The 15027-nt window shown below is 68.7% G+C and carries 14 protein-coding genes and 1 tRNA gene; 8 read left to right on the top strand and 7 right to left on the bottom strand.

Annotated elements, in window-relative coordinates:
* Nucleotides 1–16: 16 nt before the first annotated feature.
* Entirely contained in the window at nt 17–487 is a 471-nt protein-coding gene (locus tag AB4879_RS26415) for a DUF402 domain-containing protein (RefSeq protein WP_370510230.1), read from the bottom strand.
* Between the two features lie 91 nt (nt 488–578).
* Between AB4879_RS26415 and uvrB the strand changes: the two genes are divergently transcribed.
* Together uvrB and AB4879_RS26405 are read left to right on the top strand one after the other, a co-directional pair.
* The gene (gene uvrB / locus AB4879_RS26410; RefSeq protein ID WP_199190024.1) at nt 579–2750 is read left to right on the top strand and encodes an excinuclease ABC subunit UvrB; all 2172 of its coding nucleotides are present in this window, start codon (nt 579–581) and stop codon (nt 2748–2750) included.
* A gap of 47 nt (nt 2751–2797) precedes the next feature.
* Nucleotides 2798–4201 carry an MFS transporter gene (locus AB4879_RS26405; RefSeq protein ID WP_370509953.1) on the top strand — a complete coding sequence of 468 codons (1404 nt, stop codon included), beginning with the start codon at nt 2798–2800 and terminating at the stop codon, nt 4199–4201.
* A gap of 3 nt (nt 4202–4204) precedes the next feature.
* Here the strand turns inward: AB4879_RS26405 and AB4879_RS26400 are convergent, their stop codons facing one another.
* Complete coding sequence (locus tag AB4879_RS26400) at nt 4205–4909, bottom strand: MgtC/SapB family protein (RefSeq protein WP_370509952.1); 705 nt, start codon at nt 4907–4909, stop codon at nt 4205–4207.
* A gap of 98 nt (nt 4910–5007) precedes the next feature.
* Here AB4879_RS26400 and AB4879_RS26395 point away from each other — a divergent pair.
* The 3 genes from AB4879_RS26395 to AB4879_RS26385 all read left to right on the top strand — a co-directional run bounded on the left by AB4879_RS26395 (nt 5008) and on the right by AB4879_RS26385 (nt 8538).
* A tRNA-Cys gene (locus AB4879_RS26395) sits at nt 5008–5078 on the top strand.
* Between the two features lie 30 nt (nt 5079–5108).
* Nucleotides 5109–5255 (top strand): hypothetical protein, encoded by a 147-nt coding sequence (locus AB4879_RS26390; protein ID WP_199190031.1) that lies wholly within the window; start codon nt 5109–5111, stop codon nt 5253–5255.
* 178 nt (nt 5256–5433) lie between these two features.
* A complete protein-coding gene (locus AB4879_RS26385) occupies nt 5434–8538 on the top strand; it encodes a hypothetical protein (protein ID WP_370509951.1) in 3105 nt (1034 codons plus the stop codon).
* Between the two features lie 21 nt (nt 8539–8559).
* On the opposite strand, the gene AB4879_RS26380 is transcribed toward AB4879_RS26385, so the two are convergent.
* Entirely contained in the window at nt 8560–9426 is an 867-nt protein-coding gene (locus AB4879_RS26380) for an alpha/beta fold hydrolase (protein ID WP_370509950.1), read from the bottom strand.
* Nucleotides 9427–9523: 97 nt separating this feature from the next.
* Nucleotides 9524–11062, bottom strand: a complete 1539-nt coding sequence (locus AB4879_RS26375) for a hypothetical protein (RefSeq protein ID WP_370509949.1) — start codon at nt 11060–11062, stop codon at nt 9524–9526.
* A 348-nt stretch (nt 11063–11410) separates the two neighbouring features.
* Here AB4879_RS26375 and AB4879_RS26370 point away from each other — a divergent pair, with 348 nt between their 5' ends.
* Nucleotides 11411–11857, top strand: a complete 447-nt coding sequence (locus AB4879_RS26370; RefSeq protein WP_102809427.1) for a universal stress protein — start codon at nt 11411–11413, stop codon at nt 11855–11857.
* A gap of 34 nt (nt 11858–11891) precedes the next feature.
* On the top strand, nt 11892–12902 hold the full coding sequence (locus AB4879_RS26365) for a magnesium transporter CorA family protein (protein WP_102809428.1): 1011 nt from the start codon (nt 11892–11894) through the stop codon (nt 12900–12902).
* Nucleotides 12903–12906: 4 nt separating this feature from the next.
* Here the strand turns inward: AB4879_RS26365 and AB4879_RS26360 are convergent, their stop codons facing one another.
* From AB4879_RS26360 to AB4879_RS26350, 3 genes are all read right to left on the bottom strand, one after another.
* Nucleotides 12907–13347: a DUF2752 domain-containing protein gene (locus tag AB4879_RS26360; protein ID WP_370509948.1), complete on the bottom strand. Its 441-nt coding sequence runs from the start codon at nt 13345–13347 to the stop codon at nt 12907–12909.
* A complete protein-coding gene (locus AB4879_RS26355) occupies nt 13344–13646 on the bottom strand; it encodes a CD225/dispanin family protein (protein ID WP_370509947.1) in 303 nt (100 codons plus the stop codon). Before AB4879_RS26355 ends, AB4879_RS26360 begins: the two co-directional genes overlap by 4 nt.
* A gap of 302 nt (nt 13647–13948) precedes the next feature.
* Complete coding sequence (locus tag AB4879_RS26350; RefSeq protein WP_370509946.1) at nt 13949–14395, bottom strand: MarR family winged helix-turn-helix transcriptional regulator; 447 nt, start codon at nt 14393–14395, stop codon at nt 13949–13951.
* Between the two features lie 166 nt (nt 14396–14561).
* On the opposite strand from AB4879_RS26350, the gene AB4879_RS26345 reads away from it, so the two are divergent.
* On the top strand, nt 14562–15005 hold the full coding sequence (locus AB4879_RS26345; protein WP_370509945.1) for an MmpS family transport accessory protein: 444 nt from the start codon (nt 14562–14564) through the stop codon (nt 15003–15005).
* Nucleotides 15006–15027: the final 22 nt, after the last annotated feature.

Here is a 15027-nt window from a genome sequence, read left to right as displayed (position 1 = left end):
CCCGCCCGGAGGGGGCTCAGCGCCAGGTCAGTGTCATTCCCTCGGCGGAAAGCCAGGCATTGAGGTCATGGTCGTGACGGGCGAGGCCGGCGACGGCGCCGACGACGCATTGCAGGGCGGTTTCCGCGGTCTCGGTGGGCACCAGGCCCTGGCGGTGAGCGGCGAACAGTTCGTCGGTGTCGATGAGGTCGGTGCGGTCACCGGCATAGACCACCAGGTCGAGGTAGTGGTCCTCGGCATGCCAGGCGGTGTCGCCGACGGTGATCACGCCGACGTCGAGGTAATAGTCCTGCGGCCGCTCGTAGCCGGGGTTGAAGTGGAAGACATTGGCCCGCAGCCCCAGCGACGGCAGCAGCCACGACTCCAGGTAGTGGAACTGGGCGCGGCCCGGGGTGGGGCGGGCCATGTACAGACCCCACGGGGTGAGCACGTAGTCGTCCACCGCCCGGACGATGCCCTTCGGGTCGGTGTTGGTGTACGCGACCAGGTCGAACGTCTCCTGCTTGGGCGGATGGACCGTCACCGCGCAAGCGTATCGAGGAATGAATGTGTCGGTGGGGACGCTTAACCTGGTGACCATGGCTTTCGCTACCGAACATCCCGTGCTGGCGCACTCGGAGTACCGACCTGCCGCTGACGCCGTCGACGGCATCGTGCGTGCCGGCGGCCGGTTCGAGGTGGTCAGCGAGTACGAGCCCGCGGGCGATCAGCCGGCGGCCATCGAGGAACTGGAACGCCGGGTCCGGGCGGGGGAGCGCGACATCGTCCTGCTGGGCGCCACCGGCACCGGTAAATCGGCGACCACCGCCTGGCTCATCGAACGACTGCAGCGGCCCACCCTGGTGATGGCGCCGAACAAGACGCTGGCCGCCCAGCTGGCCAACGAACTGCGGGAGATGTTGCCGCACAACGCCGTCGAGTACTTCGTGTCGTATTACGACTACTACCAGCCGGAGGCGTACATCGCGCAGACCGACACCTACATCGAGAAGGACAGCTCGATCAACGACGACGTCGAGCGGCTGCGGCACTCGGCGACCTCGAGCCTGCTGTCCCGGCGCGACGTGGTGGTGGTGGCCTCGGTGTCCTGCATCTACGGCCTCGGCACCCCGCAGTCCTATCTGGACAGGTCGGTGGAACTGAAGGTCGGTGACGAGGTCCCCCGCGACGGGTTGCTGCGGCTGCTGGTCGACGTCCAGTACGACCGCAACGACATCGCGTTCACCCGCGGCTCCTTCCGGGTCCGCGGTGACACCGTCGAGATCATCCCGGCTTACGAGGAACTCGCGATCCGCATCGAGTTCTTCGGCGACGAGGTCGAAGCGCTGTACTACCTGCACCCGCTGACCGGTGACGTGGTGCGCCAGGTCGACTCGGTGCGTATCTTCCCGGCCACCCACTATGTGGCGGGCCCGGAGCGGATGGCCACGGCGATCTCCAGCATCGAGGCCGAACTCGAGGACCGACTGGCCGAACTGGAGGGCCAGGGCAAGCTGCTGGAGGCCCAGCGGCTGCGCATGCGCACCAACTACGACCTGGAGATGATGAAGCAGGTCGGGTTCTGCTCCGGCATCGAGAACTACTCCCGCCACATCGACGGCCGCGGCGCGGGAACGGCGCCGGCGACGCTGATCGACTACTTCCCGGAGGACTTCCTGCTGGTCATCGACGAATCGCACGTCACCGTGCCGCAGATCGGCGGCATGTACGAAGGCGATATGTCGCGTAAACGCAATCTGGTGGACTTCGGGTTCCGGCTGCCCTCGGCCGTCGACAACCGCCCGCTGACGTGGGAGGAGTTCGCCGAACGCATCGGCCAGACGGTCTATCTGTCGGCGACACCGGGCAACTACGAGATGGCGCAGGCCGGTGGTGAGTTCGTCGAGCAGGTGATCCGCCCGACCGGTCTGGTCGATCCGCAGGTGCACGTCAAGCCCACCAAGGGCCAGATCGACGACCTGATCGGCGAGATCCGGCTGCGCACCGAACGCGACGAGCGGGTGCTGGTCACCACGCTGACCAAGAAGATGGCAGAGGATCTCACCGACTATTTGCTGGAGATGGGCATCCGGGTGCGGTACCTGCACTCCGAGGTGGACACGTTGCGCCGGGTCGAACTGCTGCGCCAGTTGCGGCTCGGCGAATACGACGTGCTGGTCGGCATCAACCTGCTGCGTGAGGGGCTCGACCTGCCCGAGGTGTCGCTGGTGGCGATCCTCGACGCCGACAAGGAGGGCTTCCTGCGGTCCCCGCGCAGCCTCATCCAGACCATCGGTCGCGCGGCGCGCAACGTGTCCGGTGAGGTGCACATGTACGCCGACAAGATCACCGACTCGATGAAGCAGGCGATCGAGGAGACCGAGCGGCGCCGGGCCAAGCAGATCGCCTACAACGAGGCGCACGGGATCGATCCGCAGCCGCTGCGCAAGAAGATCGCCGACATCCTCGACCAGGTGTACCGGGAGGCCGACGACACCGAAGCGATCGAGGTCGGCGGCTCGGGGCGCAACGCCTCCCGGGGCCGGCGGGCGCAGGGCGAGCCGGGTCGTGCGGTCAGTGCGGGCATCGTCGAGGGACGCGACACCGCGAACATGCCGCGGGCCGAACTCGCGGACTTGATAAAGGATTTGACCGCGCAGATGATGACGGCGGCTCGCGACCTGCAGTTCGAGCTGGCCGCCCGGATCCGCGACGAGATCGCGGATCTGAAGAAGGAATTGCGCGGCATGGATGCGGCCGGGCTGAAATAGCCGGGCGTGCTTGAGCTCAACCTCGGTTGAGCCTTTACGGTGATGCCATGACCGAGACAACCGCATCGGCCGCGGGCAGCTGGCGCGAGCTGCTGGGCCGCGACTATCTCGGCGCTGTCATCGTGCTGGCCGGTGGCGTGGCGATCTACGCCATCAACGAGTTCATCACCATCAGCCTGCTCCCGAGCGCCGTCGCCGACATCGGTGGTGAGCGGCTCTACGCCTGGGTGACGACGGTGTATCTGGTTGCGTCGGTGACCGCCGCGACGACGGTGGGCCCGGTTCTGACCCGATTCGGCCCGCGCACCGCGTATCTGGGCGCGTTATTGTCCTTCGCCGCGGGCAGTGCGCTGTGCACGCTGGCGCCGTCGATGCCGCTGCTCCTCGGCGGTCGGGTCGTACAGGGCCTGGCCGGGGGTGTGCTGGCCGGCCTCGGCTATGCGGTGATCAGCGCGGCGCTTCCCGACCGGCTGTGGACCCGCGCATCGGCGGTGGTCTCGGCGATGTGGGGAGTGGGCACCCTGGTGGGGCCGGCCACCGGTGGCTTGTTCGCCCAATTCGGTTTGTGGCGAGGCGGATTCGGCTTACTTGCGGTTTTCGCGGTGGCGATGAGTGTGCTGGTGCCGCTGGCGTTGCCGGCACGGGCCGACACCGACCAGCAGCCGCCTCGGACGCGAATCCCGATGTGGTCGTTGTTGCTTCTCGGGGTGGCAGCGCTGACAGTGAGCGCGGCGGTGATTCCGCACAGCGCGGGCGTCATCGCGGGACTGCTGATCGCGGGCGCTGTGCTGGTGGGGGTGTTCATTGTCGTCGACCGCCGGGCTTCGGCGGCGGTGTTGCCGCGCAAAGCATTTGAGCCGGGGCCGTTGAAGTGGATCTACCTGACCCTGGGTCTGTTGATGGCGGCCACGATGGTGGACATGTATGTGCCGCTGTTCGGTCAGCGGCTGGGCGGTCTGGCGCCGGTCGTGGCGGGCTTCCTGGGTGCGGCTCTGTCGGTGGGCTGGACGGTGGGGGAGATCGCCAGCGCGTCGATCACCAATGTGCGGATCACGGTGCGCGTGGTGGCGATCGCCCCACTGGTGATGGCCGCGGGTCTGGCGTTGGCGGCAGCGACCCAAACCGACGGTGCGCCAACAACAGTCGTAGCGCTATGGGCTGTGGCGCTGGTGATCACGGGCTCAGGTATCGGGATGGCGTGGCCGCATCTCTCGGCGTGGGCGATGGGTTCGGTGGTCGACGACGCTCCTCAGCAGGCGGTGGCCGCGGCCGCGATCAGCACCGTGCAACTGATGTGCGGAGCGTTCGGTGCCGGGTTGGCCGGTGTCGTGGTGAATCTGCGTGTTGCGCCCGATGCGAGCGCGAGCCGGCTGATGTTCGGTGCGTTCGCCGTTTTGGCGGCGGTGGGCTGCGTGGCCTCCTACCGTTCCGGGCGTGAACGGGCGGACTGAGGTCTACTCGTCCTTCTCGTCGAGCCGGTGCACCGCGGTGACGCCGGCTATCGCGGCGACTGTGGTTGGGGCACGCAGGATTTGGCTGCCCGACAACGTCAACATGACACCGCCGTCGCTGTCGGTACTCAGCTCGGTGAGGCTCCACTGGTGCTTCTCGCAGGTGGCGAGGATGCGGGTGAGCACGCCGCGGTCGACGTCGTAGGTGACCCGCAGCCGCACCGAGCCGGCCAGCCGCGCGGTCAGACGCCTGCTGAGCGGGTTGAAGCCCAGGACGATGACGAAGTGCAGGATCGTGACGAGTATCGCGAGCTTCACCAGCCCCGCGGCGGCGGCCATGCCGATGGCCGCGCACTCCCAGATCGCGGCCGCCGTGGTCAGCCCGTGCACGGCGCCCTGCCGGGTGATGATCAACCCGGCGCCGAGGAAGCCGATACCGGAGACGATCTGGGCGGCCACCCGCGACGGGTCGACCTCGACCAGGCCTGTGCTCAGCACGTCGGAGAAGCCGTACTTGCTGACGATCAGGATCAGCGCTGACGCGGTGCCGACGATCGCCTGGGTACGCAGGCCGGCGCTCTTGCCGTGAATTTCGCGCTCCAGGCCGATCAACGCGGTCAGCCCGAACGCGATCAGGAGTTCGACGATCTGCCGGGTGCCCTGTCCGGGACCGCCGAGCAACGGCGGATCGGCCAACCAGATCTGCATGTCGACACCGTATTCGCCCTGTGGCGGCGCGGGCAGCAATCACGCTGAGCCAAAAGATGGGCGAGTCGCGACAGCGCTGGAAAAGTTTCGCCTGACACGCGGGTGTGGCTGAGTGGCTAGGCACCGGCCTGCAAAGCCGTTTACACGGGTTCGAATCCCGTCACTCGCTCTGATCGTGGTCTCGGTACCGTTGCCTGCCGTGGCGAAGTCGAAGAACAAGTGCTGTCGAAGCACGCCACGCTGCAAGCGCTGCCCGCTCGTGCTGCACAAGGTCCGACAGGCCGAACGGAGAGGCGTCAGCGGCAAGGACCTCGACAAGGTGTTCCGGCGCGCCCGCAAGTCCTGATCTGGTTGGCCGCGTCGACCTGCAGTTCGGCGAGTGTTTGCGCGATCAAATTGTCGCCGGAGTAACCGCGACAACACCGCTTAGCAACAGTTCGGTAACCCCCTGAATGGCTGGTCCCGGTTAGGTACTTACACGTCTGTAGTTTCCTTGTCAGGCCTCTCACAGAAACGGGGAAATGATGTCTCGGACCACCTCTCGCGTGGCGGCGGTCACTGCCATGGCGACGGCGGGGTTTTTCTGGACGGCTCCGCTGTTCAGCCCCCGTGCGGTTGCCGACTTCGGCAGCCCCGGTGTTCCGTGCATGGGCATCCTTCACCAAGGTCTGACGACGCCGCCCGACCTGTCCCAGGGCATCCCCGGCACGTCGAACACGCTGTTCACGAACAATCCGCCGACTGCGGGCGGTCCCATCCCGCCCGCGACCGTGCCCGGCACCATTCGCGTCCCCCCGGCCAGCGCTCCCGGCTCGCCCGGGATGCCCGGCACCGGCGGCGTGACCGTCCCGCCGGCGTCCGTCCCCGGCGCGCCCGGGACCAGCACGACACGCGGAATCCCGACGCCGCCCGCCGCCGTTCCCGGCGCTCCCGGCGTTCCCGGTGGTGGGGGCGTCCCCGGTACGCCGCTCGGCGTTCCTGGCACTCCTCCCGGTGGTGGCGGTGGCGGTATCCCGGGTGTGCCCGGTGGTGTTCCCGGTACTCCTCCCGGTGGCGGGGGTGGCGGTATCCCGGGTGTGCCCGGTGGCGTTCCCGGTACTCCTCCCGGTGCTGGCGGTGGCGGCATTCCCACCCCGCCCGGAGGTGTGCCCAGCGCTCCGGTCAGTGATGCTGCGGGCGTTCCCAACGGCGGTGCCGGCGCGGCCGGCGCACCGGTGAGTGATGCGGCTGCCGGTCTGCCCGGTGGTGGTGGACCCGGTGGCGGGGCGGGCGGCCCGGGCGGCGGTGCCGGCGGTGGCTCGGGTGCCGGTGGCCCCGGCGCGCCCGGCGCTCTGCCTGCCGGTGCCGGCGATGCCGGCGCTCCGATCTCCGATGCCAACGGGCTCGCTCCGGCCGGTGTTCCGGCCGCCCCGCTCGCCGACGCTTCCGGTCTGGCGCCTGCGCCGCCGGCCGCAGCTCCTCCCGCCGCCGTCCCCGGTGGCGGGGCAGTCCCGCCCGGGCCGCCCGCCGGCGTGCCGGGCATCCCCGGCGGCGGCGGAGGCGACGTCCCGGGTACTCCGCCTGCCGGCGTGCCGGGTGTTCCCGGTGGTGGCGGTGGCGACGTCCCGGGTACCCCGCCCGCCGGTGTGCCGGGCGTCCCCGGTGGCGGTGGCGGTGGAACCCCGCCGGTTCCGCCGGCCGCGGTCCCGGGCGATGTTGTGCCCGAATCCGTTGTCACTCCGCCGGTTCCACCGGCCGAGGTCCCCGGTGGGTCGATCCCGGGCTCCGGTGGAACCCCGCCGGCACCGCCGGCGGCGGTCCCCGGCGGTGACGTCAACGGCTCGGTGTCAACGCCTCCGGCCGAGGTTCCCGGCGTCCCCGGCGGCTCGAACCAGGTCACCGTCAACACGCCAGGCGTTCCGCCGGCTGCGGTGCCCGGCAACGTGATCAACGATGCGTCCGGCACGCTGCCGCCGCCAGGAGCTTCGGTGCCGGGCGTCCCGCTCGGTGGCGGCATGCTCAACGTTCCCGGAACTCCGCCGGTCACCCTGCCTGGTGTGCCCAGCGCGGCGTCGACCCCGGGCATCGTCACCCCGCCCGCCGCGGTCCCGGGTGGCCCCGGCGTCCCGGTCAACGTGAATGTGCCGGGAACACCCGTGGCGGTGCCCGGCACCCCGGGAACCCCCGGCATGGAAATCCCGCCGACGCCGCCGCAGGTGATCCCCGGCACGCCGGGAACTCCTGGCGACGAATCGCTTCCGACCCCGCCGGCCGCCGTTCCCGGTGCCCCCGGTGAGGGCACCGGTGGTGGTCTGCCGACCCCGCCGGCCGCGGTCCCCGGTACTCCCGGAGGAAACGTTGTCGAGACCGGTTCGACCCCGCCGGCCGCCGTTCCGGGTGCGCCCGGCGAGGGCACCGGTGGTGGTCTGCCGACCCCGCCCGCGGCGGTTCCCGGTGGACCCGGTGAGGGCACCGGTGGTGGTCTGCCAACCCCGCCCGCTGCGGTTCCCGGTGGACCCGGCGAAGGCACCGGTGGTGGATTGCCGACGCCTCCGGCTGCCGTCCCAGGTGGTCCCGGTGGTGGCACCGGTGGCGGTGTGCCGACCCCACCGGCTGCCGTGCCCGGCGCGCCGGTCGGCGAAGGCGGCGGCATCCCCGGCCCCGCCGGCGTCCCGGCCGCGCCGATCACCGACAACGCAGGTGCCGCTGTGCCGGCGGCACCGATCACGGACGACGCCGGTGCAGCCGGTGCGCCGGCTGCCGCGGTCTCCGACAACTCCGGGCTCGCTGCCGCTGGAGCTGGAGCTGGAGCCGGTGGCGGTGGTGGCGCGGGCGCTGCCGGAGCTGGTGGCGCGGTAGGCGCGCCGGTCGCCGACGCTTCGGGTGTCGTCGCACCGTCGGCCGGTGTGCCCGCGGCGGACATCGCTGCTGCCGCAGCCGGTGTGCCGGCCCCGCCCGGGGCGCTGCCCGCGGCCGCGGACGCCGGCGGTGGCGCCGGCATCCCGACTCCGCCGGCCGCTGTTCCCGGTGGTCCGGGTGGTGGCGGCGGTGGTGGAGTTCCGACGCCTCCGGGTGCCGTTCCGGGTGGTCCGGGAGGTGGTGGCGGTGCAGGGCTGCCCACTCCGCCTGCCGCGGTGCCGGGCACTCCGTTCACCAACAACATCGTGACGCCGGGCACGCCGCCCGCAGCGGTGCCGGGCGGTCCCGGTGGCGGCGGAGGAGCCGGACTCCCGACTCCGCCCGCAGCGGTGCCGGGAACGCCGGGCGGCAATCGGGTGCCGACCCCACCGACCCCGCCGACAGTGCTGCCGGGTGGTCCGGGCAGCTACATCGGACCCACACCGGGCGGCCTCGGAACCCTGATCCCGTCGGCGCCGATCTCCGACGCCGCGGGCACCCTGCCCACTCCGCCGGCGCAGCTGCTGCCGACGATGGCGCAAGGTGTCGCGACGCTGCTCTCGCCGCCGCAGATCACGATCCCCGGCATCCCGGGCTTCGGGATTCCGTTGCCGTCGACCATCTCGACGCCGCGCGACCTGCTGTGCGTGGGCACCGGCTGGTCGGCGAAGGCGGGAACCGAGTCCGGTGCTCCGGCCGGGGCTCTGCTGGGCACCGAACTGCCGCCGGCGAACCGCTGGTTCGGTAACTGACGTCGGAAGCGAGCTCGGGGGTCAACCCTCGAGCAAGTGAGCGAAGATGTCCGGGTAGTAGAGGTGAGCCAGGAAGTGCCCGCCGGGTCGCTCGTGCAGGGTCGCGCCGGGAATGCGGCGGGCCAGCTCGGGCGGCCAGGCGTGGTCGACCAGTTCATCCTGCTGACCGCCCCAGACGTCGGTCGGGACGGTGATCTGCTCGGGGGCGAAACCCCACGGTCGCAGCCAGGCCCGGTAGTCCTCGGCGACGCCGTCGGGTCGGCGCAGTGCCTCGGCCGACATCCGGGCGAACTCGGCGTAGCCTTCGTCGCGCAACACGGCGGCGTCCGCGGCCCCCAGCTGACCGGCGGCGAGGCGCCCATATAGCGCGGGCGCCCGCCGCGCCGTCAGCGCCATCGCGGCGAAGCACGGTCTGACCAGCAGTGGCGCGCGGTGCGACAGCCGGGTGTAGATCCGGTCGAACGCCGGCAGGCGCGCGAACACTCCCGGCTCGGTCAGCGGCAGCACCCCGGCGACGATCGCCACCCGCCGCACCCGCTGGGGCAGCGCCCAGGCCAGCGCGGCCGCGTACTGGCCCCCCATCGACCAGCCCATCGCGGCGAAGTGTCCGACGCCGAGCTGGTCCATCAGGTCGGCCACGTCGTCGGCCCAGTCCAGGATGGTGCGGCCGGGCTGCGGGTCGGATCCACCGATTCCGGGCCGGTCCGGAGAGATCAACCGGACGCCGGCCGTACGCGCGGCCGCGTGCGCGGCGGCCACATCCAGTCGGCAGGCCAGCCCGCCGTGGGCGTTGACGACGACCTCGCCGTCGGGTGCGCCGTACTGCGCGTAACACACCGCGCGCCCGTCACGCAGTCGCATGGTGAGGCTGTCGGCGGGTGCGGACATCGGCGCTCGCTTTCTCGTCAGGCGGATACCGGCCCCGCGGGCCCAAAGTCATTGCCCGGCAATACTTGTGCTGTTCTTCTCGGTGTTCGGCGGCGCATCAACGAACTGACTTGGTGACCTGTGCGAAATTGAACTGCCAGCGTTCGACGATGCGGAAGCCGAATCGGTAGGGCACCTGGTAGGCCAGCGCCCGCCCGAGTCGCGGACCCGCGTGCAGTGCGGGGCCCTGCTCGTGCCGCGGCAAGGACTTGTCGTGCTCGGACACTGTCCAGATCGCCGGGCAGTAGGGCATCTTGTCCGCCCACGCCCAGACGGCAATGTGGGCGTCCCACAACATGTTTCGTTGGATGCCTGTTGGGCCGCGGCCGTAGTCGCGCAGCTTGGCGAACGCCGCGGGTCGCGCGGCGATCAGCGGGCGGATCGGGCCGGGTTTCCACGCCGTCGAGTTGTCCATCACCAGGCAGTCGCCCGGTGCCGCATGCCGGGTGATGACGTCGGCGACCTGGCTGTAGTCCATGCCCTCCTTGGCATACGGCCCGCGCTGGGCCAGGTAGTTCGGCGTCGCCGCGATCGCGAACACCACGAGTAGGGCGGTGATCCACGCACGGGACGAGCGCCCGAGCGCCACGATGCACAGGCCGAGGATGAGCGCCATGGCGGGAGTGGTGAACGACAGGTAGCGCGGGTAGTAGAGCGGCTCGTGCAGCAGCGAATAGCCGAGCACGACCAAGGTGGGCACAACGATCCACGCGAGAGCGACCACGGCCAGTCGCCGCGGGCGCCACCCGGACCGACGCCACGAGATCAGGCCGGCGAGAACCAGCAGTCCGCACAGCACCGCGACCGCTCGTGAACCGTCAAAGTACTGGTCTACCAAGATCATTCCGACGGTTCCGGCACTCAGCGGCGAAATCCACCCGACCTGGAACAGCTGGCTCTGGCTGAAGAACAGGAAAGGGCATGTCGCGGCGCCGACTGCCGCCGCTGGCAGCACCCAGTGCCACCGCGCCTTCCTGGATTCAGCCATGGTCGCGACCATCACGGCGTGCACCGGCAGCAGCAAAATCGAGAAGACATTCAGCAGCGTCGCGGCGATCCCGAGAACCGCGTATCCGAACCACCACCTCGGCCGGTCGCGGCGCAGCGCCACCACACACAGCACCGTGAGCCAGACGGCGGCGACCATGGTCAGTGCATAGGAGCGGGCTTCCATGCCTGCCCACGTCACGCGGGGGAGCATCGCGAAAACGACGCCTGCCGTGACCGCCACTGTGCGGGTCGACAGAAGGCGGCCCAGCACCACGACGCCAGCGGCCGCCAGGCCCACGGCGACCGAACTGGACAACCGCGACCAGAACTCCGTCGCGGGGAACACCGCGAACCAGCCGTGCATGAGCACGTAGTACAGGCCGTGAACGGCGTCGATGTTGCCGAGCATCCGCCACAAGTCGGGCATCGGCCTGGTGGACGCCGAGATCGTCGCGGCTTCGTCGAACCACAGCGATGGCCGCGCCGCCCCGGCGGCGCTGAGCGCAGCGGCGAACACCGCCACCCACACGGCGTCCAGCGGCCGAGCGGGCGCGGTGCGCCGCTGCTCGTCGCCGAGGACCCGTTCGGGCCGAAGGGTGATACTCACGTGGGTCGTCCTGTACCGCGGTCGATGGTGCGCCAAACGTTAACCCGCAGCCCACCCATCCTGTTCGGCGAACTAAGGGTTGTGCCTGGCAAAATTCGTGAGGTTCGAATTGCGCCTATTGGTCATCATTGGTGTGGCAGCGCCGACAATCGCGAATCGGATGCGATGTGGATTTGCAATTTCGGGTGCTGTCGTACCGCTCACGCAACTGTCGAGGGCGCTATTTTCCCCGGTAGAGTGGCATCGCGCGGCGCGCCGGAATTGCCGCGTGACGTGAATCGCACCCTTGTGAGGTGCCAAAGCGATAGTGTTCCGGGTGGCGTTGAAATTGGAGACTGGAGGGTACGAATGGGCGGTTACAAGACCGTGGTCGTCGGCACGGACGGCTCGGATTCATCGCTGCGTGCAGTCGACCGGGCGGGTTACCTCGCCTCCGAACCTGGCTCCAAAGTCATCGTGGCGACCGCCTATTTCCCGGCCAATGAGGACACCCGCGCGGCAGACCTGCTGAAGGACGAGGGCTACAAGATGGCGGGCAACGCCCCCATCTACGCGATCCTGCGCGAGGCACGCGACCGCGCGAAGGCCGCAGGTGCGGCCGAAGTCGAAGAGCGCGCAGTTGTCGGGGCTCCGGTTGACGCACTGGTGGAATTGGCTGAAGAGGTCAGCGCCGATCTCCTCATTGTCGGCAACGTCGGCTTGAGCACGATCGCCGGCCGTCTGCTGGGTTCGGTGCCTGCCAATGTGGCACGCCGGTCCAAGTGCGACGTGCTGATCGTTCACACCACTGGTTAGCCAACCCGGTCGGGGGTAGGCGCAGACTGGTCTGATGACCTACTGCCGAACCCGCCTGTGGGTCGATGGCGAACTGAAGACGGAAGACTTTCCGCTCCAGGAAACCTCAGACCACCTTGCCGAGCGCAACGCGCTGGTGTGGGTGGACATGTGCAATCCGGATCACGAGGTGCTGTGCGAGCTTGCCCAGGAACTGGGCTTCGATCAGCACGCGATCGAGGACACCGTCGCGCACGCCGAACGCACGAAGGCGACTCGGTATGCGACGCATACGTTCCTGACGGTGTACGCCACCGCGCTGGCCCCGCCGCTGGCCAATGATCTGGAGTCGCGTCTGCTGCTGACGAGGGTGTCCATCTTCGTGCTGCCGGCCGGGATTGTCACCGTGCGCCACGAATTAGACCCGCAGAAACCGGTTTTCGACATCGACGAGGTGGTCCGGCGGTGGGATGAGAACGCCGATCTGCTGAAGATGGGTCCACCGGCGTTGCTGCACGGCTTGCTCGACGTGATCGTCGACGGACAGTTCGACACCATCCAGCAACTCGATGACGCCATCGAGGCGCTCGAGGACGGCTTGTTCGACGACCGGGCGGTGACCCGCACGATCCAACGTTCCACCTACCGGCTCCGTAAGGAACTCGTGGAGTTGCGCCGGGTCGTGCTGCCCATGCGCGAGGTCATCAACACGATCATGCGCCGTCGTGCCGAGCATGCCGACACCGTCGCACTCGACAGCTGGTATTCCGATCTCTACGACCACGTGATTCGCGCGGCAGAGTGGACGGAGTCGTTGCGCGACATGATCACGACGGTGTTCGAGACGAATCTGTCGCTGCAGGACGCGCGACTCAACACGATCATGAAGAAGCTCACCGGCTGGGCGGCGATCATCGCGGTGCCCACCGCGGTCACCGGGTGGTACGGCCAGAACGTCCCCTACCCGGGCTTTCAAAGTGTGGTCGGCTTGGTGTCCAGCGCGGTGATCATCGTCTTGGTGTCGGGGCTCCTCTACGTCACCTTCAAACGACGCGGCTGGCTTTGAGACGTCAGACGCGCAGTGCGGTGAACGGCGCGAAAGGCAAGTTGCGCACGATGAACCAGGCCGACACCAAGCCGAGCGCGATGAACGGGGCCCATCGATGGTGTTGCCATCCGACTAGCTGGCGGCCGGTGACCCGACCGTAGGTCCAGGTTCCGTAGGCGACAGCGAGAAAGCCGAGCCCCACCGACGCCAGTGCGTTGAACCGGATCGCCGCCAGCAGGTCGCCGTGCAGCAGCGAATAGATCATGCGTAGGCTGCCACAGCCCGGACAGTCAACGCCCAGAAGGGCTTTCGTCGGGCACACAGGTAGAACGCCGCCCGGGGTGGTGGGGTCGCCGATCCACACGGCGGCACAACCACCCGCCGCGAGTGCACCCACGAGCAGCGGCGGACCGAGGCGGGCGAGGCGACCGTCGGCCGCCTGCCCAACCTCTGTCGATGTCACGACGTGGTGGTGTCGACGTCCATGGTCATCACGCCGGTGGCAAAGAGGATGGCGTAGATCGCGGCGATGATGACCGCAATAGCCACGCTCCACAGGATCCACTTCATCGCGCTCTTTGACGATGCCTCTGCTCCCGCGTAATTGCCGCCGACCCAGAAGCCGTTCACCTGGGCAGCTTTCACAATCGCGACGATGCCGGTGATCGGGAAGCAGAAGATCGTCGCCAGGATGGCGAGCGCCAGATGGCTCTTCGGCTGTTGAGCCGGTGGCGGGGCGTATCCGGGTGGTTGCTGGGTCATCGACGTCTCCGTGGTTTCTGGCTTGTTGGCAGGCGAAGCGGTGCATACGCTACCGGACGAAGTCGCTGCTTAGGGGGCATCGTCGCAGATGTCGCCGCGCGATGTTTCTGCTCGCGACGGTATTTTGCCCACGGGTCGCCTCGGGGACGCCCGTTTCATGTTCGGGTCGGTGCCGGTGGTCCAGGTTCGGCCCTGGGTGCCGGGCGGGCGGAGGAGGCAATCATGACGGTCCGATTGCTGAGTTTCGTTGGCGCAGTGGGCAGGTCGGCAAGCCCTTCGAGGCCCTAGGGCCCGACCTGCCCTTAGGGTCCGGCCTCACGCATGTCGCCCAGTACGCGGACAACGACTTTCGCGGCCAACCACAGTGCCACCCGGTCGTCCTCGGGCACCCTCGTCATCCAGTCGGCGATGCGCTGCTTGCGGATCTCGGCGCGGGCATCCCAGTTCTGCTTGCCCTTCTCGCTGAGCATGACGCGCGAGGCACGGCCGTCCTCCGGATCGCTCGACCGCTCGAGAAGCCCTTGCCGCTCCAAGCGTTGGACCAACTGAGTCATCCCTGACTGACTGGCTCCCTCGGCCGCGGCCAGTGCCGTCACCCGCATCGGACCCTCGTGGGACAGCCGATTGAGCACCAACGCCGCGCTGGCACTGAGATCGTCGCGGTCGATCAGATACCGCCACAGGGTGTCCGTCGCCAGCGCAATCATCTCGGAAACGGACTCGACGCCGTCGCCGGCCGCTGATTCCATAGCTCAGTTATATCACTTGAATGATGTGCTGGGAATAAATTGGCGCGGCTGGGCGTTCTCGCGCGCTCGACCAAATGACCAAGTAGATGGCTTCACAGCAACCCCAAAGGTAGAATGTGCGGGTAGGACTTGCGTTCCCCAACTGCATTCTGCATAGGATGCAAATGTGGGGCAACGTCGTAACGGTCGGGCGGTCTTGGCCAAGACCTGGCTACCTCTGGTGGTTGTCATCGCGCTCGCCGTCGGCGCGTTGTGCATGTGGAAGGTGCGCGAGTCGTCGGCGCCGGGACCGGTCCTGGCGGTCAGCCCACCGCAAGCCCCCGAGGAGTTCACGCCCAAGCGGCTGACCTACGAGTTGTCCGGTGATCTCGGCAGTAGCGGGATGCTGGACTACATCGACATCGACGGGCATCCGCACGAAGTCGATCTCACCGAACTGCCGTGGACGCACACCGAGACCACCACACTCACAGTGGTGTCGGGCAGCATCTCGGCTCACGTGCACGGTTCGCACATTGCCTGCCGGATGCTGGTGAATGACGTTGTGCGCGATCAGCAGTCGGCCGACCGTGAAGACGCGGACGTCACCTGCAGAGTGAAGTCCGCGTGAGTGCCCATCAGGCGAAGCGCCC

This window comes from Mycobacterium sp. SA01, assembly GCF_041287105.1.
Taxonomy (GTDB): domain Bacteria; phylum Actinomycetota; class Actinomycetes; order Mycobacteriales; family Mycobacteriaceae; genus Mycobacterium.
The sequence above is the reverse complement of the archived record's forward strand: the minus strand, read 5'-3'. Positions and strand labels throughout refer to the sequence as shown.

Coding starts and splice junctions, on each gene's coding strand:
- AB4879_RS26350 (WP_370509946.1), bottom strand. CDS start 14,395: ATGGAATCAGCGGCCGGCGACGGCGTCGAGTCCGTTTCCGAGATGATT.
- AB4879_RS26355 (WP_370509947.1), bottom strand. CDS start 13,646: ATGACCCAGCAACCACCCGGATACGCCCCGCCACCGGCTCAACAGCCG.
- AB4879_RS26400 (WP_370509952.1), bottom strand. CDS start 4,909: ATGCAGATCTGGTTGGCCGATCCGCCGTTGCTCGGCGGTCCCGGACAG.
- AB4879_RS26405 (WP_370509953.1), top strand. CDS start 2,798: ATGACCGAGACAACCGCATCGGCCGCGGGCAGCTGGCGCGAGCTGCTG.
- uvrB (WP_199190024.1), top strand. CDS start 579: ATGGCTTTCGCTACCGAACATCCCGTGCTGGCGCACTCGGAGTACCGA.
- AB4879_RS26365 (WP_102809428.1), top strand. CDS start 11,892: ATGACCTACTGCCGAACCCGCCTGTGGGTCGATGGCGAACTGAAGACG.
- AB4879_RS26370 (WP_102809427.1), top strand. CDS start 11,411: ATGGGCGGTTACAAGACCGTGGTCGTCGGCACGGACGGCTCGGATTCA.
- AB4879_RS26385 (WP_370509951.1), top strand. CDS start 5,434: ATGTCTCGGACCACCTCTCGCGTGGCGGCGGTCACTGCCATGGCGACG.
- AB4879_RS26380 (WP_370509950.1), bottom strand. CDS start 9,426: ATGTCCGCACCCGCCGACAGCCTCACCATGCGACTGCGTGACGGGCGC.